21 protein-coding genes are annotated in these 20650 nt (G+C 72.5%); 16 read left to right on the forward strand and 5 right to left on the reverse strand.

Translation table 11 applies throughout. The annotated features are described in order from the left end of the window. The first annotated feature begins 33 nt into the window (after positions 1–33). The 7 genes from rimI to ACGF5T_RS01060 all read left to right on the forward strand — a co-directional run bounded on the left by rimI (position 34) and on the right by ACGF5T_RS01060 (position 6269). Positions 34–519 carry a ribosomal protein S18-alanine N-acetyltransferase gene (rimI, locus tag ACGF5T_RS01030; protein ID WP_356602955.1) on the forward strand — a complete coding sequence of 162 codons (486 nt, stop codon included), beginning with the start codon at positions 34–36 and terminating at the stop codon, positions 517–519. Continuing rightward, positions 512–1690 carry a tRNA (adenosine(37)-N6)-threonylcarbamoyltransferase complex transferase subunit TsaD gene (gene tsaD / locus ACGF5T_RS01035; protein ID WP_366767188.1) on the forward strand — a complete coding sequence of 393 codons (1179 nt, stop codon included), beginning with the start codon at positions 512–514 and terminating at the stop codon, positions 1688–1690. The genes rimI and tsaD overlap by 8 nt, the downstream gene beginning before the upstream one ends. Beyond that, a complete protein-coding gene (locus tag ACGF5T_RS01040) occupies positions 1687–1944 on the forward strand; it encodes a hypothetical protein (protein WP_361012740.1) in 258 nt (85 codons plus the stop codon). The genes tsaD and ACGF5T_RS01040 overlap by 4 nt, the downstream gene beginning before the upstream one ends. Before the next feature lie 154 nt (positions 1945–2098). Beyond that, the gene (locus tag ACGF5T_RS01045; protein WP_356601800.1) at positions 2099–3148 is read left to right on the forward strand and encodes a LacI family DNA-binding transcriptional regulator; all 1050 of its coding nucleotides are present in this window, start codon (positions 2099–2101) and stop codon (positions 3146–3148) included. Between the two features lie 305 nt (positions 3149–3453). Further along, the gene (locus ACGF5T_RS01050) at positions 3454–4509 is read left to right on the forward strand and encodes an LCP family protein (RefSeq protein WP_366767189.1); all 1056 of its coding nucleotides are present in this window, start codon (positions 3454–3456) and stop codon (positions 4507–4509) included. Positions 4510–4617: 108 nt separating this feature from the next. Further along, positions 4618–4974: a YciI family protein gene (locus ACGF5T_RS01055; protein WP_356601802.1), complete on the forward strand. Its 357-nt coding sequence runs from the start codon at positions 4618–4620 to the stop codon at positions 4972–4974. Between the two features lie 44 nt (positions 4975–5018). Next, on the forward strand, positions 5019–6269 hold the full coding sequence (locus ACGF5T_RS01060; protein ID WP_356601804.1) for an RNA polymerase sigma factor: 1251 nt from the start codon (positions 5019–5021) through the stop codon (positions 6267–6269). A 10-nt stretch (positions 6270–6279) separates the two neighbouring features. Here the strand turns inward: ACGF5T_RS01060 and ACGF5T_RS01065 are convergent, their stop codons facing one another. Further along, positions 6280–7470 (reverse strand): methyltransferase domain-containing protein, encoded by a 1191-nt coding sequence (locus tag ACGF5T_RS01065; protein ID WP_366767190.1) that lies wholly within the window; start codon positions 7468–7470, stop codon positions 6280–6282. 123 nt (positions 7471–7593) lie between these two features. Between ACGF5T_RS01065 and ACGF5T_RS01070 the strand changes: the two genes are divergently transcribed. From ACGF5T_RS01070 to groL, 4 genes are all read left to right on the forward strand, one after another. Then, positions 7594–8502: a polysaccharide deacetylase family protein gene (locus tag ACGF5T_RS01070; RefSeq protein ID WP_356601807.1), complete on the forward strand. Its 909-nt coding sequence runs from the start codon at positions 7594–7596 to the stop codon at positions 8500–8502. After that, entirely contained in the window at positions 8499–9218 is a 720-nt protein-coding gene (locus ACGF5T_RS01075; RefSeq protein WP_356601809.1) for a polysaccharide deacetylase family protein, read from the forward strand. Before ACGF5T_RS01070 ends, ACGF5T_RS01075 begins: the two co-directional genes overlap by 4 nt. 295 nt (positions 9219–9513) lie before the next feature. Next, complete coding sequence (gene groES, locus ACGF5T_RS01080; protein WP_003974211.1) at positions 9514–9822, forward strand: co-chaperone GroES; 309 nt, start codon at positions 9514–9516, stop codon at positions 9820–9822. Positions 9823–9956: 134 nt separating this feature from the next. Beyond that, entirely contained in the window at positions 9957–11582 is a 1626-nt protein-coding gene (gene groL, locus ACGF5T_RS01085; protein WP_356601811.1) for a chaperonin GroEL, read from the forward strand. Between the two features lie 198 nt (positions 11583–11780). Here the strand turns inward: groL and ACGF5T_RS01090 are convergent, their stop codons facing one another. Beyond that, on the reverse strand, positions 11781–12731 hold the full coding sequence (locus ACGF5T_RS01090; protein WP_366767191.1) for a hypothetical protein: 951 nt from the start codon (positions 12729–12731) through the stop codon (positions 11781–11783). A 565-nt stretch (positions 12732–13296) separates the two neighbouring features. On the opposite strand from ACGF5T_RS01090, the gene ACGF5T_RS01095 reads away from it, so the two are divergent. Then, positions 13297–13953, forward strand: coding sequence for a contact-dependent growth inhibition system immunity protein (locus ACGF5T_RS01095; RefSeq protein ID WP_366767192.1), 657 nt, complete (start codon positions 13297–13299; stop codon positions 13951–13953). Positions 13954–14120: 167 nt separating this feature from the next. On the opposite strand, the gene ACGF5T_RS01100 is transcribed toward ACGF5T_RS01095, so the two are convergent. Together ACGF5T_RS01100 and ACGF5T_RS01105 are read right to left on the reverse strand one after the other, a co-directional pair. Beyond that, the gene (locus ACGF5T_RS01100; protein WP_366767193.1) at positions 14121–14894 is read right to left on the reverse strand and encodes an SDR family oxidoreductase; all 774 of its coding nucleotides are present in this window, start codon (positions 14892–14894) and stop codon (positions 14121–14123) included. A 108-nt stretch (positions 14895–15002) separates the two neighbouring features. Further along, entirely contained in the window at positions 15003–15671 is a 669-nt protein-coding gene (locus tag ACGF5T_RS01105; protein ID WP_356601819.1) for an MOSC domain-containing protein, read from the reverse strand. Between the two features lie 81 nt (positions 15672–15752). Between ACGF5T_RS01105 and ACGF5T_RS01110 the strand changes: the two genes are divergently transcribed. Continuing rightward, positions 15753–16673, forward strand: coding sequence for a LysR family transcriptional regulator (locus tag ACGF5T_RS01110; RefSeq protein ID WP_356601821.1), 921 nt, complete (start codon positions 15753–15755; stop codon positions 16671–16673). 68 nt (positions 16674–16741) lie between these two features. Here the strand turns inward: ACGF5T_RS01110 and ACGF5T_RS01115 are convergent, their stop codons facing one another. Then, the gene (locus ACGF5T_RS01115) at positions 16742–17074 is read right to left on the reverse strand and encodes a WhiB family transcriptional regulator (RefSeq protein ID WP_356364186.1); all 333 of its coding nucleotides are present in this window, start codon (positions 17072–17074) and stop codon (positions 16742–16744) included. A 389-nt stretch (positions 17075–17463) separates the two neighbouring features. Here ACGF5T_RS01115 and ACGF5T_RS01120 point away from each other — a divergent pair, with 389 nt between their 5' ends. The 3 genes from ACGF5T_RS01120 (at position 17464) to guaB (ending at position 20592) form a co-directional block, all read left to right on the forward strand. After that, a complete protein-coding gene (locus ACGF5T_RS01120) occupies positions 17464–18075 on the forward strand; it encodes a response regulator transcription factor (protein ID WP_003948568.1) in 612 nt (203 codons plus the stop codon). Between the two features lie 280 nt (positions 18076–18355). Then, positions 18356–18943: a sigma-70 family RNA polymerase sigma factor gene (locus ACGF5T_RS01125; protein ID WP_019329587.1), complete on the forward strand. Its 588-nt coding sequence runs from the start codon at positions 18356–18358 to the stop codon at positions 18941–18943. A gap of 140 nt (positions 18944–19083) precedes the next feature. Continuing rightward, entirely contained in the window at positions 19084–20592 is a 1509-nt protein-coding gene (gene guaB, locus ACGF5T_RS01130) for an IMP dehydrogenase (RefSeq protein WP_356601824.1), read from the forward strand. Positions 20593–20650 lie beyond the last annotated feature (58 nt).

Raw genomic sequence — 20650 nt, forward strand, 5'->3', positions numbered from 1 at the left:
GAGCCCCTGACCCCGCCCGCCGGACTGCGCGAGATGCGCTGGTGGGACATCGACCCCGTGCTCCGGATGGAGCGCGAGCTGTTCCCCGAGGACGCCTGGTCGCGGGGGATGTTCTGGTCCGAGCTGGCCCACGCGCGCGGCCCCGGGGCGAGCCGGCGCTACCTGGTCGCCGAGGAGGACGGCCAGGTCGTCGGCTACGCGGGCCTGGTCACCTCCGGGGAGCAGGCCGACGTGCAGACCATCGCCGTCGCCCGCGACCACTGGGGCACCGGCCTCGGCGCGCGGCTGCTGACCGAGCTGCTGCGGGCGGCGACCGCCTTCGAGTGCACCGAGGTGCTGCTGGAGTGCCGGGTGGACAACACCCGCGCCCAGCGCCTCTACGAGCGCTTCGGCTTCGAGCCCATCGGCTTCCGACGCGGCTACTACCAGCCGGGCAACGTCGACGCCCTGGTCATGCGGCTGACCGACCCTTCCACCTCCGTACCGGGAACCGAACGAGGAACCGACCACCATGGCTGACCCACGCGACGAACCCCTCGTCCTCGGGATCGAGACCTCCTGCGACGAGACCGGCGTCGGCGTCGTCCGCGGCACCACCCTGCTGGCCGACGCCGTCGCGTCCAGCGTCGACGAGCACGCCCGCTTCGGCGGCGTCGTCCCCGAGGTGGCCAGCCGCGCCCACCTGGAGGCGATGGTCCCCACCATCGAGCGCGCCCTGAAGGAAGCGGGGGTCACCGCCCGCGACCTCGACGGCATCGCCGTCACCGCGGGCCCCGGCCTCGCCGGCGCCCTGCTGGTCGGCGTCTCGGCGGCCAAGGCGTACGCCTACGCCCTCGGCAAGCCCCTCTACGGCGTCAACCACCTCGCCTCGCACATCTGCGTCGACCAGCTGGAGCACGGCCCGCTGCCCGAGCCGACGATGGCGCTGCTCGTCTCCGGCGGGCACTCCTCCCTGCTGCTCTCCACGGACATCACCTCCGACGTCCGCCCGATGGGCGCCACCATCGACGACGCGGCCGGCGAGGCCTTCGACAAGATCGCCCGGGTGCTGAACCTGGGCTTCCCCGGCGGTCCGGTCATCGACCGGTACGCGCGCGAGGGCGACCCGAACGCGATCGCCTTCCCGCGCGGCCTCACCGGTCCGCGCGACCCCGCGTACGACTTCTCCTTCTCCGGGCTGAAGACGGCCGTGGCCCGCTGGATCGAGGCCAAGCGGGCCGCGGGGGAGGAGGTGCCGGTACGCGACGTGTCGGCGTCCTTCCAGGAGGCCGTCGTGGACGTGCTGACCCGCAAGGCGGTGCGGGCCTGCAAGGACCAGGGGGTCGACCACCTGATGATCGGTGGCGGCGTGGCCGCCAACTCCCGGCTGCGGGCCCTCGCCCAGGAGCGCTGCGAGGCGGCCGGCATCCGGCTGCGCGTACCGCGGCCCAAGCTGTGCACGGACAACGGCGCGATGGTGGCCGCCCTCGGCGCCGAGATGGTCGCCCGTAACCGGGCCGCCTCCGACTGGGACCTCTCGGCGGACTCGTCGCTGCCGGTGACGGACCCGCACGTGCCGGGCAGCGGCCACGCGCACGGACACGAACACGGACACGGCCAGGCGCACGGTCACGGCCACGCGCACGGTCACGGCCACGCGCACGGTCACGACCATGTGCACGAGGTCAGCAAGGAGAACCTGTACCCGTGACCGTCGCGCTCATGTGGGAGGCGCGGGCCGTGCCCGGCCGCGGTGGGGACCTGCTGGCCTGGGTCCGCGCGCAGCGGCCCGGCGGCGACCCCCTGCGCCGGGAAATCCTGCGCGCCCCGCAGGACCGGGTCCTCGTCATCACCTGGTGGGACGCCGCCTACGACGCCGAACTGCCGGAACTGCCCGAGCCGGACGGCGACCTGGTCACGCGGGCGGTGCACCGGTGGCGGTTCGAGTCGGTGGCCGAGGACTGACCCGCGAGGCCACGAGCTTCCGCGTCCCGGCGTACCGCGTCTCCTCCTACCGCCCGCGGCGAATCGAATGTTTCGCCATCTCCAGCGAATGATCGGTGAGAGAGGGGCCGCCGAAGACTGCGTCAGGAGGCGTCGCAGGGTTACGATCGCCGCCATGACATCCCCGCAGCCCGCTGAAACCCGGACGCAACGGCGATCCGGGCAGACCGCGACCCTCGCCGAGATCGCGCGCGAAGCCGGTGTGTCGGCGCCGACTGTTTCGAAGGTCCTCAACGGCCGCGCCGACGTCGCCCCCGCGACCCGGGCCCGCGTGGAGGAGCTGCTGCGCGACCACGGGTACCGGCGCAGGCGCGCCGAGGCGACCCGCTCGCCCCTGATCGACCTGGTCTTCCACGAGCTGGAGAGCGCCTGGGCGATGGAGGTCATCCGGGGGGTGGAGAACGTGGCGCGGGACACGGGGCTCAGCGTCGTGCTCTCCGAGAGCGCGGGGCGCCTGACCCCGGGCCGGACATGGGCCGACCAGGTGGCCGCCCGCCGTCCGCACGGCGTGATCCTCGTCCTGTCCGACCTCGACGGGTCCCAGCGGGCGCTGCTCACCAGCCGCTCCATCCCGTTCGTGGTGATGGACCCGGCCGGCGACCCGGGCGCCGACGTGCCGTCCATCGGCGCCACCAACTGGCAGGGCGGGCTCGCCGCCACCCGACACCTGGTCGAGCTGGGCCACACCCGCATCGGCGCGATCAGCGGGCCCACCCGGATGATGTGCAGCCGCGCCCGCGTGGACGGCTACCGGGCCGCCCTGGAGACGGCCGGGCTGCCGGTCGATCCCGACCTGATCGTGACCGGCGACTTCCACCACGAGGCCGGCTACCGGCAGGGCCTGAACCTGCTGCGCCGCCCGGACCGGCCGACCGCCGTCTTCGCCGGCAACGACCTCCAGGCGCTCGGCCTGTACGAGGCCGCGCGCGAGCTGGGCCTGCGCATCCCGCAGGACCTGAGCGTGGTCGGCTTCGACGACCTGCCGGTGGCCCGTTGGGTGGGGCCGCCGCTGACGACCGTACGGCAGCCGCTCATGGAGATGGCCGAGGCGGCGGCCCGGCTGGTCCTGGACCTCGGGCGCGACGACGGCTCCTCGGCGGCGACCCGGGTGGAGCTGGCCACCAGCCTGGAGGTGCGCAGCAGCACGGCGCCGCCCGCGGCCTGACGGAGCCCGGCCGACCCGCCGGTGCGCCGGTGCGCCGATCCCATCGTGCCGCCGACCCCGTCGTGCCGCCGACCCCGTCGTGTCGCCGACCCCGTCGATCCGTCGACCCCGCCGGTGCGTCGACCCCGTCAGTCCGTCGGCGAAACTTTCGGCACTTTCGGCACCTTCGGCGTCCTCCGAAGTCTGAGAAATTCCGCAGAATGTCGGCCCTGTGTCCCCGCTCGCAACAATTCGGACTTATGTTCCTTGCGATGGGGCATTCGCGTGGGGACGCGAACGGGACCGGCACGGGCGGGGGCGGACGCATGGCTGCGCGGGGTGTGCCGGATGCGCGGGACGGGCGGGGCGCACTCCGTGGGCGTTCGAAAGGGCTGAAGGCGGCCGGGCTCGCCCTGGCCGGCGCCCTGCTGCTCGGGGTGGCCGCGGCGGGCTGGGCCTACTGGCACCTGAACGGCAACATCACCAGCGTCGACATCAACGGCGCGCTCGGCGACGACCGCCCCGAGCGGCCGGTCACCGCCCCCTCCGCCGCGCCCTCCGCGTCCCCGGTGCCCACCGGGGCCCTGAACATCCTGGTGCTCGGCTCGGACTCGCGCAGCGGCGAGGAGAACCGGGAACTGGGCGGCGGCGACAGCGAGGGGGCCCGTTCGGACACGGCGATGGTCGTCCACCTCGACCCGGGCCGGACCGCCGCCACCGTGGTCAGCATCCCCCGGGACACGCTCGTCACCCGCCCGTCCTGCCCGCTGCCGTCCGGCGAGGAGACCCGGGAGGCGAGCGGCGTGATGTTCAACTCCGCCTACGCCCTGGGCGGGCCCGTCTGCGCCGTCAAGACCGTCGAGACCCTCACCGACGTCCGCATGGACCACTACGTCGAGATCGACTTCTCCGGCTTCGCCGAGCTGGTCGACGCGCTCGGCGGGGTCACCGTCACCACCGACGAGGACATCGACGACGACAAGAGCCACCTCCACCTGGACGCCGGCACCCACCACCTCGACGGCACCGAGGCCCTCGGGCTGGCCCGCACCCGGTACGGACTGGAGGGCGGCAGCGACCTCGCCCGCATAGAGCTCCAGCAGAAACTGGTCAAGGCGCTGCTGGAGCGGATCTCCGGCACCAACCTGCTCACCGACCCCGCCCGGCTCTACCAGGTCACCGACGCGGTCACCGGCAGCCTCACCACCGACACCGGCCTGGACTCGCTGGGCGAGCTGATGAGCCTCGGACGGAGCCTCGGGGGCCTGTCGGCGGACGACGTGCGCACGGTCACGATGCCGGTGGTGCCGGCCCCCTGGGACGCCAACCGGGTGGTCGCCCGCGAACCGGACGCCGGTGACCTGTGGGAATCGCTGCGCTGAGAATTCCTGCGGAAAATCTCCGGGCGGCTGTCGATCCAGGGGGCTCCCGTTCGACGCAGGGGTGAGAGGCCGGCGGAACCCGGCCGCCGACGACCCCGAGGAGTCACCATGCCCCGCTACCTGTCCCTGATCCGGATCGAGGAGAGCGACGCGCTCTCCGGCGGTCCCAGCCCCGAGCTGATCCAGCGCATGGAGAAGCTGATGGAGGAGATGACGAAGGCCGGCGTCCTGCTCGACACCGCCGGGCTGACCCCGACCGCCGAGGGCACCCGCGTCCACTACGAGGGCGGACAGCTGTCCGTCACCGACGGCCCCTTCACCGAGACCAAGGAGGTCGTCGGCGGCTACTCGCTCCTCCAGGCCAAGGACAAGGCCGAGGCGATCGAGTGGACCAAGCGCTTCCTCAAGGTCCACGAGGAGCACTGGACGGTGACCTGCGAGGTGCGGGAGCTGATGGAGGGCTGACCGGAGTCGCCCCCCGCCCGCCCGAGGGTGTTGCATGGTGGGCTGTGGAACCACAGCCCACCGAGGCCCTCGAAACCGTCTTCCGGCTGGAGTCGCCCCGTGTCATCGCCGGCGTGGCCCGCCTCGTCCGGGACGTCGGCATCGCCGAGGAACTCACCCAGGACGCGCTGGTCGCCGCCCTGGAGCAGTGGCCGAGGGACGGCGTGCCCGACAACCCGGGCGCCTGGCTCATGGCCACCGCCCGGCGCCGCGCCGTCGACCTGATCCGGCGCCGGGAGACCTACGCCCGCAAACTCGCGGAGGTCGGCCGCGAGCTGCCCGCCGCGACGCCGCCGCCCGCGGAACCCGCCGATCCGCAGGACATCGACGACGACCTGCTGCGGCTCGTCTTCACCGCCTGCCACCCGGTGCTGTCCGCCGAGGCCCGCATCGCCCTCACCCTGCGCCTGCTCGGCGGACTGACCACGCCCGAGATCGCCCGCGCCTTCCTGGTCCCCGAACCGACGGTCGCGCAGCGCGTCGTGCGCGCCAAACGCACCCTCGCCACCAAGGACGTCGCCTTCGAGGTGCCCTACGGCCCCGACCGCGCGGCCCGCCTCGGCTCGGTCCTGGAGGTCATCTACCTGATCTTCAACGAGGGGTACGCGGCCACCGCCGGCGACGACTGGCTCCGCCCCGCCCTGTGCGAGGACGCCCTGCGGCTGGCCCGCGTGCTCGCGGCCCTGATGCCGAAGGAGCCCGAGGTGCACGGCCTGGCCGCCCTGCTGGAGCTGCAGGCGTCCCGTACGGCCGCCCGCACCGGCCCCGACGGGGCGCCGGTGCTCCTCAGGGACCAGAACCGCCGCCGCTGGAACCGCATGCTGATCACCCGCGGCCTCACCGCCCTCGACCGCGCCCGCACCGCCGGCTCCGGCGCCCCGGGTCCCTACGTCCTCCAGGCCGCGATCGCCGCCTGCCACGCCACCGCGTTCACCTACGAGGAGACCGACTGGCCGCGCATCGCCGCGCTCTACGGCCTGCTCGCCGCCCGCACCCCGTCCCCGGTGGTCGCCCTCAACCGCGCGGTCGCCGTGTCCATGGCCGAGGGACCGACCCCCGCACTCGCCCTCGTCGACGCCCTCGCCGCCGAGCCCGCCCTGCGCGACTACCACCTGCTGCCCAGCGTCCGCGGCGACCTGCTGCTGCGCCTGGGCCGCACCGCCGAGGCCCGCACCGAGTTCGAGCGCGCCGCCTCACTGGCCCGCAACGCGCGCGAACGCGAGCTGCTGGCCCGCCGGGCGGGGGAGTGCGGTTGAGACCGCCCGGTCAGCGCACAGGGTGCCCGATCAGCATCGTCGGTGCCCCCGCGACCCGGGTCATGAAGACCGTGGCCGCGTTCGGCCCCTGCGGCTTGACCTTCCGCCGCAGCTCCTCCGGCTCCACCGCCGAGCCCCGCTTCTTCACCGTCAGCGTGCCGACCCGGCGCTCCCGCAGCAGCGCCTTCAGCTTCTTGAGGTTGAAGGGCATCACGTCGGTGATCTCGTAGGCGGTGGCGTACGGGGTCGGCCTCAGCTCGTCGGCGGTGACGTAGGCGATCGTCGGGTCGATCAGCCCGCCGTCCAGCTCCTCGGCGACCTCGGCGACCACGTGGGCGCGGATGACGGCGCCGTCCGGTTCGTACAGGTACCGGCCGACGTTCCGTACCCCGGGGTCCGGGAGCATGGTCTCGGGCGTCACGTAGATGCCCGCGCCGGCGGGCAGCAGCGTCGCCCGCCGCGCCCCCGGCGTCATGTCCGGGCCGAACCACAGCACGGCCTCCTTGACGTCCCCGCCGTCCGAGACCCACTCGGCCGTCGCCTGCGGAGGGATCGCCTCGTGGGGGATGCCCGGCGCGATCTTCAGCAGACCCAGCGGCGCCCCGAGGGCGGCGGAGACGGCCCAGGACAGGGGCGGCGAGTAGGCCTCCGGGTCGAAGATCCGGCCACGCTTGGAGGAGCGTCGGGCCGGGTCGACGAACACGGCTTCGTACCCGGACGTGTCCACCTCGGTCACGTCGGCCTCGCGCACCTCGATCAGGCCCGCCAGGCCGAGCGCGTCGGCGTTGGCTCGGGCCGCCGCGCAGGTCGACGCGTCCCGGTCGACGGCCAGCACCCGGATACCGGCGCGGGCGAACGCGATCGCGTCCCCGCCGATCCCGCAGCACAGGTCGGCGACGGACCGCACCCCCATCGCCCGGAGGCACTCGGCCCGGTACGCGGCCACGCTCGCCCGCGTCGACTGCTCCACCCCGTTGGGCGTGAAGTACATCCGCCCGGCGTCCTCGGCCCCGAACTTCGCCACCGCCCGCTGCCGCAGCCGCGCCTGCCCGAGCGCCGCGGACACCAGCTCGGCCGGGTGCGTGCGCCGCAGCCGGGTCGCGACGGCGAGCTCCCGCGCGGGGTCGGTGTCGCGCACCTCGTCGAGGAGGGCACGGCCCTCCGGGGTGAGCAGGGCGAGGAGGGCGTCGAGGTCGTTCACCGGGACATTGTGGGCCAGTCGGTGGACGGTGTGCCTCCGGCGCGGTGTCGGACGGGGTCGGGCGGCCGGGGACTGCGAAGATCCGGCACCATGCGAGCAGTCGTACAAAATGACAAAAGTCGGATGTTCCGCGTCGCCCGGACGTCCGCCCCCGGGTCCCGGATGCGCGGCGCTGCCGCCGCCCTCGCCGTCGCCGCCCTCGCCTCCGGCTGTGCGCAGGACGCCTCCGAGGTCCGCGGCGCCTCAGGTCAGCAGCCCCTCCAGGCGCCCCCCGCCCGCGCGCTCGACGCCTACGCGTCCAAGCTGCGCGCCGCCCAGGCGGCCCGGGTCGCCGCCGCGAAGCGCTGGAAGCTGAAGAAGGTACCGCTGACGGCCCCGCCGCCCCCGGCCAGGAAGCCGGAGATCAGGGCGCGCAAGGGCTTCGAGGTGACCGGCCAGGAGGACCTCCCGCCGGTCTTCACCTCGATCCCCACCAAGGAGAAGATCGTCTTCCTCACCATCGACGACGGCGCCGAGAAGGACCCGGCGTTCCTGCGCATGATGAGCGAGCTGAAGATCCCGTACACCGCCTTCCTCAGCGACTATCTGGTCAAGGAGGACTACGGCTACTTCAAGGAGATGCAGGACCGGGGCGTCACCCTCAACAACCACACCCTCCACCACCCCTACCTGCCCGGCCTGTCCTACGCCGAGCAGAAGCGCGAGATCTGCGGCATGCAGGACGTGATCGAGAAGCGCTACGGCAGCCGCCCCACCCTCTTCCGCCCGCCCTTCGGCAACTACAACCGCGACACCCTGCGCGCGGCGAAGGCCTGCGGCATCAGGTACGCCCCGATCTGGAACGAGGAGGTCTTCGCCGACCGCTGGGACTACCGGGAGTGGGACCGGGAGATCCACCCCGGTGACATCGTCCTCAGCCACTTCCGGGGCGAGGACGACTGGGACGGCACCATGCGCGACATGGTCCGCGAGTTCCTCGACAAGGTCACCGCCGAGGGATACGCGGTGGCCCGGCTGGAGGACTACCTGTGAGGCGGGGGCGGTTCCGGACGGCCGGGGCCGCCCTGGCCGCCGTACTCCTCACCGGCTGCGCCCAGTTCGCCGGCCCCACGCAGCGCCCGGCGGCCGGCGAGCCCGCCCAGGGCGGCGACCGCGGGCAGAACCTGCCGCCCGTCGTGGACCACGTCCGCACCACCGACCGGGTCGTCTTCCTCACCTTCGAGGACAGCGCCGAGCGGGACCCGCGTCTCGCCGCCCTCATCCGCGAACGGCGCCTCCCGGTCACCCTGTTCCTCACCGACACGGTCACCGGACCCGCCTACGGCCACTTCGCCCGGCTCCGCTCGGTCGGCGCGAGCCTGCAGAACCACACCCTCGACCACCGCTCCCTGCGCGGCCTGCCGCACGCGGGCCAGCGCGCCGAGATCTGCGGCCAGCAGACCAAGCTCACGGCCCGCTTCGGCGTCCGCCCGCACCTCTTCCGCCCGCCCTACGGCACGTACGACACCACGACGCTGCGCGCCGCCGCCGACTGCGGCATCGCGGCGATCGTCCTGTGGCGCGCGTCCCTGGAGGCCGACGGCGCCCTCGCCTACACCCGCGGCGAGCACCGCCTCCATCCCGGCGACATCGTGACCGTCGCCCCGGACGACCCGACGGGCCGGGACCTGCGCGACCGCACGGCGCGTCTGTTGGAGACGATCGAGGAGCAGGGGCTGAGGGTGGGGCGCCTGGAGGACTACCTGTAGGCGGGGCCCGTCCAGGCCGAAAGCGGGGATCCGGGGGCGGCAGCCCCCGGCGGGCCCGGCACCGTCGCAGGGTGCCCACCTGGGCCGGCGAATACGAAAAAACCGCCGACGCGCCGTCGGCATTGGCACTCCGCTTGACCGAGTGCTAATCGCGGTCATAGTCTCGGGTCTGGCACTCACCACTGGAGAGTGCCAACACAGCGACGGGCAGGTCCGGCACCCGCGACGACGGATCCACCTGGTCGCCACCTCAGACAGTTAACCCCGTGAGATCTCCGAAGGGGGAGGTCGGATCGTGACGACCACCAGCTCCAAGGTTGCCATCAAGCCGCTCGAGGACCGCATCGTGGTCCAGCCGCTCGACGCCGAGCAGACCACGGCCTCGGGCCTGGTCATTCCGGACACTGCCAAGGAGAAGCCCCAGGAGGGCGTCGTCCTGGCCGTCGGCCCGGGCCGCTTCGAGGACGGCAACCGTCTTCCGCTCGACGTGAGCGTCGGCGACGTCGTGCTCTACAGCAAGTACGGCGGCACCGAGGTGAAGTACAACGGCGAGGAGTACCTCGTCCTCTCGGCCCGCGACGTGCTCGCGATCGTCGAGAAGTAGAAGCGGCTCTTCACTTCACCGAAGTACCTGGCTTCTCATCTGCGCCCCTGGCTCCCGCGACCTTTAACAAGCCGGGCGCCCGGGGCGCATTTGCCGTATAACCCCAAGATTTCCGGAAGAGGGCTCACGCTCCCATGGCGAAGATCCTGAAGTTCGACGAGGACGCCCGTCGCGCCCTCGAGCGCGGCGTCAACAAGCTTGCCGACACGGTCAAGGTGACGATCGGCCCCAAGGGCCGCAACGTCGTCATCGACAAGAAGTTCGGCGCCCCCACCATCACCAACGACGGTGTCACGATCGCCCGCGAGGTCGAGATCGAGGACCCGTACGAGAACCTCGGCGCGCAGCTGGTGAAGGAGGTGGCGACCAAGACCAACGACATCGCGGGTGACGGTACGACCACCGCCACCGTGCTGGCCCAGGCCCTGGTCCGCGAGGGTCTGCGCAACGTCGCCGCCGGTGCCTCCCCGGCGCTGCTGAAGAAGGGCATCGACGCGGCCGTCGCCGCCGTGTCCGAGGAACTCCTCGCCACCGCGCGCCCGATCGACGAGAAGTCCGACATCGCCGCCGTGGCCGCGCTGTCCGCCCAGGACCAGCAGGTCGGCGAGCTGATCGCCGAGGCGATGGACAAGGTCGGCAAGGACGGTGTCATCACCGTCGAGGAGTCCAACACCTTCGGTCTGGAGCTGGACTTCACCGAGGGCATGGCCTTCGACAAGGGCTACCTGTCGCCGTACTTCGTCACGGACCAGGAGCGTATGGAGGCCGTCCTCGACGACCCCTACATCCTCATCAACCAGGGCAAGATCTCCTCGATCGGCGACCTGCTGCCGCTGCTGGAGAAGGTCATCCAGGCCGGCGCCTCGAAGCCGCTGCTGATCATCGCCGAGGACCTGGAGGGCGAGGCCCTCTCCACCCTCGTCGTCAACAAGATCCGCGGCACCTTCAACGCCGTCGCCGTCAAGGCCCCCGGCTTCGGCGACCGCCGCAAGGCGATGCTCCAGGACATGGCCGTCCTCACCGGCGCCACCGTCATCTCCGAGGAGGTCGGCCTCAAGCTCGACCAGGTCGGCCTCGAGGTGCTCGGCACCGCCCGCCGCATCACCGTCACCAAGGACGACACCACGATCGTCGACGGTGCCGGCAAGCGCGACGAGGTCGAGGGCCGCATCGCCCAGATCAAGGCCGAGATCGAGTCCACCGACTCCGACTGGGACCGCGAGAAGCTCCAGGAGCGCCTCGCGAAGCTGGCCGGCGGCGTGTGCGTGATCAAGGTCGGCGCCGCCACCGAGGTGGAGCTGAAGGAGCGCAAGCACCGTCTGGAGGACGCCATCTCCGCGACCCGCGCCGCGGTCGAGGAGGGCATCGTCTCCGGTGGTGGCTCCGCGCTGGTCCACGCCGTCAAGGTCCTCGAGGGCAACCTCGGCAAGACCGGCGACGAGGCCACCGGTGTCGCGGTCGTCCGCCGCGCCGCCGTCGAGCCGCTGCGCTGGATCGCCGAGAACGCCGGCCTGGAGGGCTACGTCATCACCTCCAAGGTCGCCGAGCTCGACAAGGGCCAGGGCTTCAACGCCGCCACCGGCGAGTACGGCGACCTGGTCAAGGCCGGCGTCATCGACCCGGTGAAGGTCACCCGCTCCGCCCTGGAGAACGCCGCCTCCATCGCCTCCCTCCTCCTGACGACCGAGACCCTGGTCGTCGAGAAGAAGGAAGAGGAAGAGCCGGCCGCCGCGGGCCACGGCCACGGCCACGCCCACTGAGCGCTGCGCTGAACCGAACGGTGCCCGGTCCCCTGCGGGGGGCTGGGCACCTGTTCTTGGTGCCGGTTGTGCGCCCGCACGTCGGGCCTCCTGCCTGGTGCGGCGCCGTCGCGGTTGCTCGCACCCCCTGCTTGGCGGCAGGGGGCTGCTCCTCACCACGGGGAGGCGGCGTGGCGGCGGTCCGTCACCGGCGAGGCGTCACACCAGCCCGCTCAGGGGCAGCACCCGTTCGGCGAGCCGCCCCCGCAACCTGCCCCCGGCGGTGTCGGCCTCGGTGAGCCAGCCGGCGGCGACCAGCAGCTCGGCGTGCTCGGCGATGTCCTCGGGCCGCAGGCCGCAGAACGAGGCGACCGCGTCCAGGCCGACACCGTCGCCCTCGGCGCCTTCGACCCGCTCACCGAGACGCCCGTCGGGACGGCTGTGGGCGACGGTGTACACGGCGAGGAGCCGGGTGGCGGCACCCGCCTTCTTCTTCCGGAGCTTCCGGTCGCCCACCACTTTCTGCGCCCACCCCGACAGCCGCGCCCGGGTGACCTTGCCGAAGGGGAGCGGGCGCGGCTCGGCGGGCAGCAGCGAGGGGACGGTGATTTTGGTGGGCTCCTCGGGCCGGGAGTCCAGCGCGTCGGCGACGTCGACCCCCTCAGGCAGACGCAGCCAACCGACGTCGACGAGTTCCTGGAGCACCCGCTCGGCGTCGCCCTGCAACCAGCCGCCGAGATCCTGCCCGGTGACGTTCCCGGTGCCGGCGCGCGCGGCCCGCAGGGAGAGCATGAGCACCGCGAGCCGCGCCTCGGCCCCGGGGAGCGGGGCGTGGACCCGCACGTGCTCCAGCACGCCACGGGCGTGGGCGCCCTGACCCCGGGTCAGCAACCGCTCGACGACCGGCCCGCCCCCGTCCACCTCGATGCCGAGGCGGTTGGCGTTCATCTCGCGCGTGGTCCGCGCCGCTGTCTCCGCCCGCTGCGCCTCCTCCCGCAGGGACGCGTCGTCGGTGACGTCGGCCCACGACGCGAACGCGCGGGCCTTGCGGTCGTGGAGTTCGGCGAGGACGGCGAGGTCCGGTTCGGGGCGCCGCTGGTACGCGCGGAAGGCGTCCCCGAGTTCGGTCAGCTCCAGGCGCAGCGCCTCGGGCCGGAGGTCGTCCGGCACGATCCGCTGCGCGATCCTCCCCGACCGTCCCGCACCCGGGTGCCCGGCAGGGACACCGCCGGGCCGGGGACGCGGGGCGGGCCGGGCGCGTGGCACGGAGGCAGCCCCCGCACCGACCGCACCGGGGCACCCGGAGGCGGGATCCGCCGACGGCGACCCACCGGCGCCGGGGGCGTCGGAGAACATCACCGTCCCCCCGCCGGCCACCGCCCCCCGGCCCGCCCTGCCCCTGCCCTCACGCCCGCTGTCGGCGCCGTCGCCGAACAGTCCGCCCCGGTCACCCGTGCCCGCGCTCACCCGATGCCCCTTTCCTGTGCCTGCCTGCCCCGCCCCCTGCGTGGGCGCAGCCACCCGACGCTACGTTCCCCGCAGCCGCGGCCGGGCCGGGACCGGAATGGACCACACGTTCGGGTGACGCTCCCGCGCGTGCACCGGAGCTGGGCTCTCCACGGGCTTGGGCTCCACGAACGGCTCCGGCGGTGTCAGGGCCGATCCGTCGGCTCCGTCCGGCTATCGCGTCCTCACCTCGTTCCCGCAGCCCTAGCACCCAGATGTGGAGCAGTTGATGAGTCACCCGTTTCCGCCAGGACAGCGTTTTCACGAACTCAGCGATCTGCTGGGGTCGTACGCCAACGTGGACTTCACGTTCTCCGACACGGCAGATGCTCCCGGGCCGGCTCTCTCCGCCTACCTCCGGACCGCCGCACGGGACCCCGCGCGTGCCACGACGGCGATCCGGCAGATCGACGACCTGCTCTCCATCGGCCTGTTCTCCGAGGAGATCGCGGACGAGGTGGAGTGCCTACCGCACATCCGCCCGCCGATGGGCACGAGCGTCGAGGACTGTCTGCGCGTGGTGAGGGACCACCTTCACCGCTTCCTGCGGGACCCGTCACGCATCCCGCAGGTCAATCCGCAGAGCTCCTGGGAATGGAATGAGCGTTTCCCCTCCCTGGGCCAGTTGCTCGGCGCCTACTTCCACCGGGACTTCTCCGACATCTACGCCTCCCGCGAAGAGGCCCTCGGCGAGTACGTCAGCGAGACGCCACCGGAGGACCGCGCGCAGGCAGCCCAGGAAATCGGTGAGCTTCTGACCATGGTCTCGTCGGACCAGGAACTCATCACCGCGGGCACGGCCTTGGGCCTCGACCTCCTGCCGCCGCGAGGGACGACCCTGCGGACCTGGCTCGAGTCGGTCCGCCGGAGGATCTCCGAACAGTAGGGCCCCGCCGGAGCCGGGCTGACATGACGGGATCGTCCGTGCGTACGGCGGCCGTGTGCCCCCCCACGACCGTCAATCGTTCCACGACGGGGGAGGTGGGGCGCCGACAGCCGGTCCGGAGCCGGCTGCCCGACCGACGATGACGAGGGGGCGTGGCTCATCCCCGCCTACTGCGGCCCGTACTTCCGCCCCGTCCGCGACGACAGGCCGCCCAGCATGCCCCGCGGTACCAGCTTCGCCGCGCCCATCAGGGTCTTGTAGCGGGGGTCGGGGATCGACAGGGACTTGCCGCGGGACAGGTCGGCGAGGGCCGCCGTCACGACCTTGTCCGCGTCCAGCCACATCCAGTTCGGGATGTTGTCCGTGCCCATGCCGGCCCGCTCGTGGAACTCCGTGCGCACGAAGCCGGGGCACAAAGCCATCAGGCGTACGCCGCTGCCGGCCAGGTCCTTCGCCACGCCCTGGGTGAACTGCACGACCCACGCCTTGGACGCGCCGTAGGTGCCGCGCGGTACGAAGGCGGCGACCGAGGCGACGTTGACGACGCCGCCGCGGCCGCGCTCGCGCATCGCCTCCGTCGCCGCCGAGGTCAGCCGCAGCACCGCCTCGCAGTGCACCTTGAGCATGGTCAGCTCGTCGGCCATGGAGACCTCGAGGAAGCGGCCCTTGTTGCCGAAGCCGGCGTTGTTGATCAGCAGGTCCACGGGCTTCCTGCGCTCGCCGAGCCGGGCGGTCACCGCGTCGATGCCGGTGTCCGTGGCCAGGTCGGCCGTGAGCACCTCCGCCTCGATGCCGTGCCGGTCGTGCAGTTCGGTCGCCTGTTCGCGCAGCCGCTTGGTGTCACGGGCGACCAGCACCAGGTCGTGCCCGTCGGCCGCCAGCCGCCGCGCGAACGCGGCGCCGATGCCCGCCGTCGAACCCGTAATCAATGCCGTTGTCATGGCGCAAGATTATGGGTCGAGGCCGCGCGGGGTCCCCTTCGCTCACCGGGACCACCGCGGGACCGCCGCTCGCGGCGGAGCGGTGCGCACGGCCCCGGTGAGGGCCGGTCAGGCCCCGTGCGCCGCCACGTACTTCCGGGCGGCCGCCAGCGACTCCGGGTGGAGCGCCTCGCCCGCCGCGAGCAGCCGCGGCAGCAGCTCCCGCCGGGTCGTCACCGCCCGGAACTGCAAGGCCACCGTCACCTCGTGGTCGGGCCGGTGCACGAGCGCGACCGGGTCGCCGACCCGTATCTCACCGGGCGCGATCACCCGCAGGTAGGCGCCCGGCGCCCCCTTCTCCGTGAAGCGCCGCACCCACCGCTCCTCCCCCAGATGGCCCTGGAAGGTACGGCACGGGATACGGCCGCAGGTGACCTCCAGCACCAGGTCGGGGCCGATCCGCCAGCGCTCGCCGATCCGCGCGCCGGAGACGTCCACGCCCGTGGTGGTGAGGTTCTCGCCGAAGGCGCCGTTCGGCAGCGTCCTGCCCAGCTCGCGCTCCCAGTCGTCCATGTCCTCCCGCGCCACCGCGTAGACCGCCTGCTCGTCGCCGCCGTGGTGGCGCGTGTCGCACACCGTGTCCCCGGCCACCCCGCTCGCCCCGACTCCCTTCGGCCCGGGCGCCGACACCCGCACGATCCCGTCGGTGGGCTGCTTGTCGATACCGGTGACACCGTCGGGGTGGTCCGTGTAGGGCACGGCCTTCGGGCGGCCCAGGTTGACAGAGAGAAGCTTCATGGCGGAACGGTAGAACACCGCTCATCAAAGCGTCGACGCACTATTCGGCGTCCGGCCAAAGCGTCGCTTATCCTCGGCGGTGTGATCGAGGCTCGTCATCTCCGCGTGCTGCGCGCCGTGGCATCCACCGGTTCCTTCTCCGCCGCGGGACGCGAGCTGGGCTGCACCCAGCCCGCCGTCAGCCAGCAGATGAAGGCCCTGGAGGCCTCCGTCGGCACCCCCCTGCTCGTGCGCACCGGGCGGGAGATGCGGCTGACCCAGGCCGGCGAGGCGCTCGTGCGGCACGCCGCCGGGATCATCGCCGGGCTGACCGCCGCCGAGGAGGAGGTCGCCGCCATCGCCGGGCTCCGGGCCGGCCGGGTCCGCCTGGTCTCCTTCCCCAGCGGCAGCTCCACCCTCGTGCCGACCGCCCTGGCCGCGCTGCGCGCCGCGCACCCCGGCACCCGGGTCTCCCTGGAGGAGGCCGAGCCGCCGAGATCCGTCGAGCTGCTGCGCGAGGGCGACTGCGACGTGGCGCTCGCCTTCCGCTACGAGGGCGCCGCGGGCGCGGAGGAGTGGGACGACCTCGTCGTACGGCCGCTGCTGACCGACCGCCTGGTCGCGCTGGTGCCCGAGGACCACCGGCTGGCGCGCACCGAGGCGACCGGGGCCGTGGCCATCGGGGAGCTCGCCCGGGAGTCCTGGATCGCGGGCTGCCCGCGCTGCCGGGGGCAGCTGGTCGAGGTCTGCGAGGGGGCCGGCTTCACGCCCCGTATCGACTTCGCGACCGACGACTACCCGGCGGTCGTCGGCCTGGTGGGGGCGGGCCTGGGCGTGGCCGTCCTGCCCCAGCTCGCCGTCGAGTCCGTACGGCCCCGGGGCGCGCGCACCGTGGCGCTGGAGCCGGCGGTGCGGCGGGAGATCGTCGCGCTCACCCTTCCCGACCTGGCCCAGGTGCCGGCGGTGACGGCGACGCTGGACGAGCTGGCCCGGGCGGGGGCGCGTCAGCCGGCGGCGCGCTGACCGGCGGCCCCGACACCGCGCGCCGAGTCGTCGGGCCGCGTTGCCGAGGGGGAGAGAGAAACGTTCCTTCAGTGAGGTGCGGCCGCCTCCCCGCCGGCCGACGCCGACGCCGCCACCAGGCGGTTGCGGGCGCGCCCCATGAGCTCCTCGCGCTCGTCCTCGGTCAGGCCGCCCCACACGCCGTACGGCTCGCGCACCGCGAGCGCGTGTGCCGCGCACTCGGCGCGGACCGGGCACCTCATGCAGACCTCCTTGGCCGAGTTCTCGCGAGCACTCCGCGCCGCACCGCGTTCGCCTTCCGGATGGAAGAAGAGCGAGCTGTCCACCCCGCGGCACGCGGCCAGGAGCTGCCAGTCCCACAGATCCGCGTTCGGTCCGGGAAGGCGGGAGAAATCTGCCATTGCGTGACCCCTTGTAGCCGATATGGGTAGAAGCCGGGATACAGCGTCCACGACCGTACAACTACGATCTAAGGAGATGAAAATATGACTCATTGCGAATCTAGCCGCAGACACCAGCGAAGCGGAAGAAAAGCGGCTAAATGGGGCATCGGTTGTGATGAAACGGGGCGGGTCCAACGGGCATGTCTGCTGCGTGGCCGCCCCCTCACGTAGAGTGCCGAAGACGACACACAGCCCCGTAACTCTTTCGAGTGACCGTCGTTGAGAGTGCGGAGGCGGTTGAAGGAACAAGTGCTCGGGCGGGCGTCCGGGACGGTCGACCGCACAGGTGACGATTTCGTACCAGCCTGGAGGCTCAACGTGACGCGCATCAGCTGCGGAGGACGGCCATGACTTCCGTCCTCGTCTGCGACGACTCCCCGCTTGCCCGAGAGGCGCTCCGCCGCGCCGTCGCGACCGTGCCCGGCGTGGAGCGCGTGACGACGGCGGCCAACGGCGAGGAAGTCCTCCGCCGCTGGGGCGCCGACCGCTCGGACCTGATCCTGATGGACGTACGCATGCCCGGCCTGGGCGGCGTCGAGACCGTCCGGCGGCTGCTGTCCGCCGACCCCGGGGCGCGCATCATCATGCTCACCGTCGCCGAGGACCTGGACGGCGTGGCCCTCGCGGTCGCCGCCGGCGCCCGCGGTTACCTGCACAAGGACGCCTCGCGCGCCGAGCTGCGGGCCACCGTGACGCAGGCCCTCGCCGACCCGACCTGGCGGCTCGCCCCGCGCCGGCTGCGCTCGGCCGAGATGGGCGCCGCGCCCACGCTCACCGCGCGGGAGATCCAGGTGCTGGAGGGCATGAGCCACGGCCGCTCCAACGCGGAGATCGGCCGCGAGCTGTTCCTCTCCGAGGACACCGTCAAGACCCACGCCCGGCGGCTCTTCAAGAAGCTCGGCGCCTCGGACCGGGCACACGCGGTGGCGCTCGGCTTCCGGTGGGGCCTGGTCCGCTAGGGGCACCCCGTGCGGTGGAGGCGGAAAGGGCCCGTCGGGGATGCCGCGATCCCCGCTTATCGCGAGGTGAGCGGGGCTGACAAGGCGACCCGCCGGACGCCCCATGCTTGTTTCGCCGCCGATGACGCATCCTTGAGGTGTGGAGTTCCTCGGGGACGAGTCGGTCGAGCGGAAGGGGAGGGCGCAGGGGATGAGTTCCGGCGCACCTGCTCATAACGCTTCGGTGCACAACAACGGGCGCGGAGCCACGGATCGGACGGCCGCAAGGCACCATGGACCGATGCGTGACGACGAGGCGGCCCCCGATCAAGGGACGGTCGGTGGGCTCGTCCACCGCGCCGTCGACGGGGACGAGCAGGCCACGCACGACCTGCTCGCCCATGTCCACCCCTTGGCGCTGCGCTACTGCCGCACCCGTCTCTCCCGGCTGCCGGGCGACGCCCGGCACTTCGTCGAGGACCTCGCCCAGGAGGTCTGCGTCGCGGTGCTGCTCGCCCTGCCGCGCTACAAGGACACCGGACGCCCCTTCGAGGCGTTCGTCTTCGCCATCGCCGCCCACAAGGTCGCCGACCTCCAGCGCGCGGCGATGCGCCACCCCGGCTCGACGGCCGTCCCGTCCGACGAGATGCCCGAGCGGCCGGACGACTCGCTGGGCCCCGAGGAGCGCGCGCTGCTCAACAGCGACGCGGCCTGGGCCAAGAAACTGCTGGCCAACCTGCCCGAGAACCAGCGCGAGCTGCTTCTGCTGCGGATCGCGGTGGGGCTCACGGCCGAGGAGACCGGGCAGATGTTGGGAATGTCACCCGGTGCCGTGCGCGTCGCCCAGCACCGGGCCCTGAGCCGCCTGCGGGCCCTGGCGGAGCAGTAGCGCCGGGTCTGAACGCGCGACCACCGGCGTCCGTACGAAGCTACGAATGCCGCGGCCGCCCCGGATCGTGGAATGAGCCACCTCCGCTTCCCGTTAGCATGGACATCCGCACCGATCAAGGCCATTTTGAGGAAGGTGTCATGACTGCCAACGTCGACGGAGTGCCCGCCAAATTCGCGACACTCGGGCTGACCTACGACGACGTGCTGCTGCTGCCGGGCGCGTCGGACATGGCGCCCGACGAGATCGACACCGCCTCGTACGTCTCCAGGAACGTGCGGGTGAACATCCCGCTGCTGTCCGCCGCCATGGACAAGGTCACCGAGTCGCGCATGGCGATCGCGATGGCCCGCCAGGGCGGCGTCGGCGTCCTGCACCGCAACCTGTCCATCGAGGACCAGGCCAACCAGGTCGACCTGGTCAAGCGCTCCGAGTCGGGCATGGTGGCCAACCCCATCACCATCCACCCGGACGCCCTGCTCGCCGAGGCCGACGCGCTGTGCGCCAAGTTCCGCATCAGCGGCGTCCCGGTCACCGACGGCTCCGGCAAGCTCCTCGGCATCGTCACCAACCGCGACATGGCCTTCGAGACCGACCGCTCCCGTCAGGTGCGCGAGGTCATGACGCCGATGCCGCTGGTCACCGGCAAGGTCGGCATCTCCGGCGTGGACGCCATGGAGCTGCTGCGCCGCCACAAGATCGAGAAGCTGCCGCTGGTCGACGACCACGGCGTGCTCAAGGGCCTGATCACGGTCAAGGACTTCGTCAAGGCCGAGAAGTACCCGCACGCCGCCAAGGACGGCAAGGGACGGCTGCTGGTCGGCGCGGCCGTCGGTGTCGCCGGTGACGCCTTCGAGCGGGCCCAGGCGCTGATCGAGGCGGGCGTCGACTTCATCGTCGTCGACACCGCGCACGGCCACTCCCGCCTGGTCGGTGACATGGTCGCCAAGATCAAGTCGAACTCCTCCGGCGTCGACGTCATCGGCGGCAACATCGCCACCCGCGACGGCGCCCAGGCCCTCATCGACGCCGGCGTGGACGGCATCAAGGTCGGTGTCGGCCCCGGCTCGATCTGCACCACCCGCGTCGTCGCCGGCATCGGCGTCCCGCAGGTCACGGCCATCTACGAGGCCTCGCTCGCCGCCAAGGAGGCCGGTATCCCGGTCATCGGCGACGGCGGCCTCCAGTACTCCGGCGACATCGCCAAGGCCCTGGTCGCGGGCGCCGACACGGTGATGCTGGGCTCGCTGCTCGCGGGCTGCGAGGAGTCCCCGGGCGAGCTGCTGTTCATCAACGGCAAGCAGTTCAAGTCGTACCGCGGCATGGGCTCGCTCGGCGCCATGCAGACCCGCGGCGACCGCAAGTCGTTCTCCAAGGACCGCTACTTCCAGGAGGGCGTCGCCTCCGACGAGCAGCTGGTGCCCGAGGGCATCGAGGGCCAGGTGCCCTACCGCGGCCCGCTCTCCTCGGTCGTCCACCAGCTGGTCGGCGGCCTGCGCCAGTCGATGTTCTACGTCGGCGGCCGGACCGTGCCCGACCTCCAGGACAACGGGCGGTTCGTGCGGATCACCTCCGCCGGTCTCAAGGAGAGCCACCCGCACGACATCCAGATGACCGTCGAGGCACCGAACTACAGCCGCAGCAAGTAGACAGCAGCCTCCCGAGGGCGGCCCCGGACCACCCGGGGCCGCCCTCAGCAGTGCCCCG

The organism is Streptomyces sp. NPDC047853 (genome assembly GCF_043204535.1).
In the GTDB taxonomy this organism is placed as follows: domain Bacteria; phylum Actinomycetota; class Actinomycetes; order Streptomycetales; family Streptomycetaceae; genus Streptomyces.

What these genes read in the sequence shown, in the direction of transcription:
- rimI (WP_356602955.1), top strand. Translation starts at nt 34, where the DNA reads ATGCGCTGGTGGGACATCGACCCCGTGCTCCGGATGGAGCGCGAGCTG.
- tsaD (WP_366767188.1), top strand. Translation starts at nt 512, where the DNA reads ATGGCTGACCCACGCGACGAACCCCTCGTCCTCGGGATCGAGACCTCC.
- ACGF5T_RS01045 (WP_356601800.1), top strand. Translation starts at nt 2,099, where the DNA reads ATGACATCCCCGCAGCCCGCTGAAACCCGGACGCAACGGCGATCCGGG.
- ACGF5T_RS01050 (WP_366767189.1), top strand. Translation starts at nt 3,454, where the DNA reads ATGGCTGCGCGGGGTGTGCCGGATGCGCGGGACGGGCGGGGCGCACTC.
- ACGF5T_RS01055 (WP_356601802.1), top strand. Translation starts at nt 4,618, where the DNA reads ATGCCCCGCTACCTGTCCCTGATCCGGATCGAGGAGAGCGACGCGCTC.
- ACGF5T_RS01070 (WP_356601807.1), top strand. Translation starts at nt 7,594, where the DNA reads ATGTTCCGCGTCGCCCGGACGTCCGCCCCCGGGTCCCGGATGCGCGGC.
- groL (WP_356601811.1), top strand. Translation starts at nt 9,957, where the DNA reads ATGGCGAAGATCCTGAAGTTCGACGAGGACGCCCGTCGCGCCCTCGAG.
- ACGF5T_RS01095 (WP_366767192.1), top strand. Translation starts at nt 13,297, where the DNA reads ATGAGTCACCCGTTTCCGCCAGGACAGCGTTTTCACGAACTCAGCGAT.
- ACGF5T_RS01100 (WP_366767193.1), bottom strand. Translation starts at nt 14,894, where the DNA reads ATGACAACGGCATTGATTACGGGTTCGACGGCGGGCATCGGCGCCGCG.
- ACGF5T_RS01105 (WP_356601819.1), bottom strand. Translation starts at nt 15,671, where the DNA reads ATGAAGCTTCTCTCTGTCAACCTGGGCCGCCCGAAGGCCGTGCCCTAC.
- ACGF5T_RS01115 (WP_356364186.1), bottom strand. Translation starts at nt 17,074, where the DNA reads ATGGCAGATTTCTCCCGCCTTCCCGGACCGAACGCGGATCTGTGGGAC.
- ACGF5T_RS01120 (WP_003948568.1), top strand. Translation starts at nt 17,464, where the DNA reads ATGACTTCCGTCCTCGTCTGCGACGACTCCCCGCTTGCCCGAGAGGCG.
- ACGF5T_RS01125 (WP_019329587.1), top strand. Translation starts at nt 18,356, where the DNA reads ATGCGTGACGACGAGGCGGCCCCCGATCAAGGGACGGTCGGTGGGCTC.
- guaB (WP_356601824.1), top strand. Translation starts at nt 19,084, where the DNA reads ATGACTGCCAACGTCGACGGAGTGCCCGCCAAATTCGCGACACTCGGG.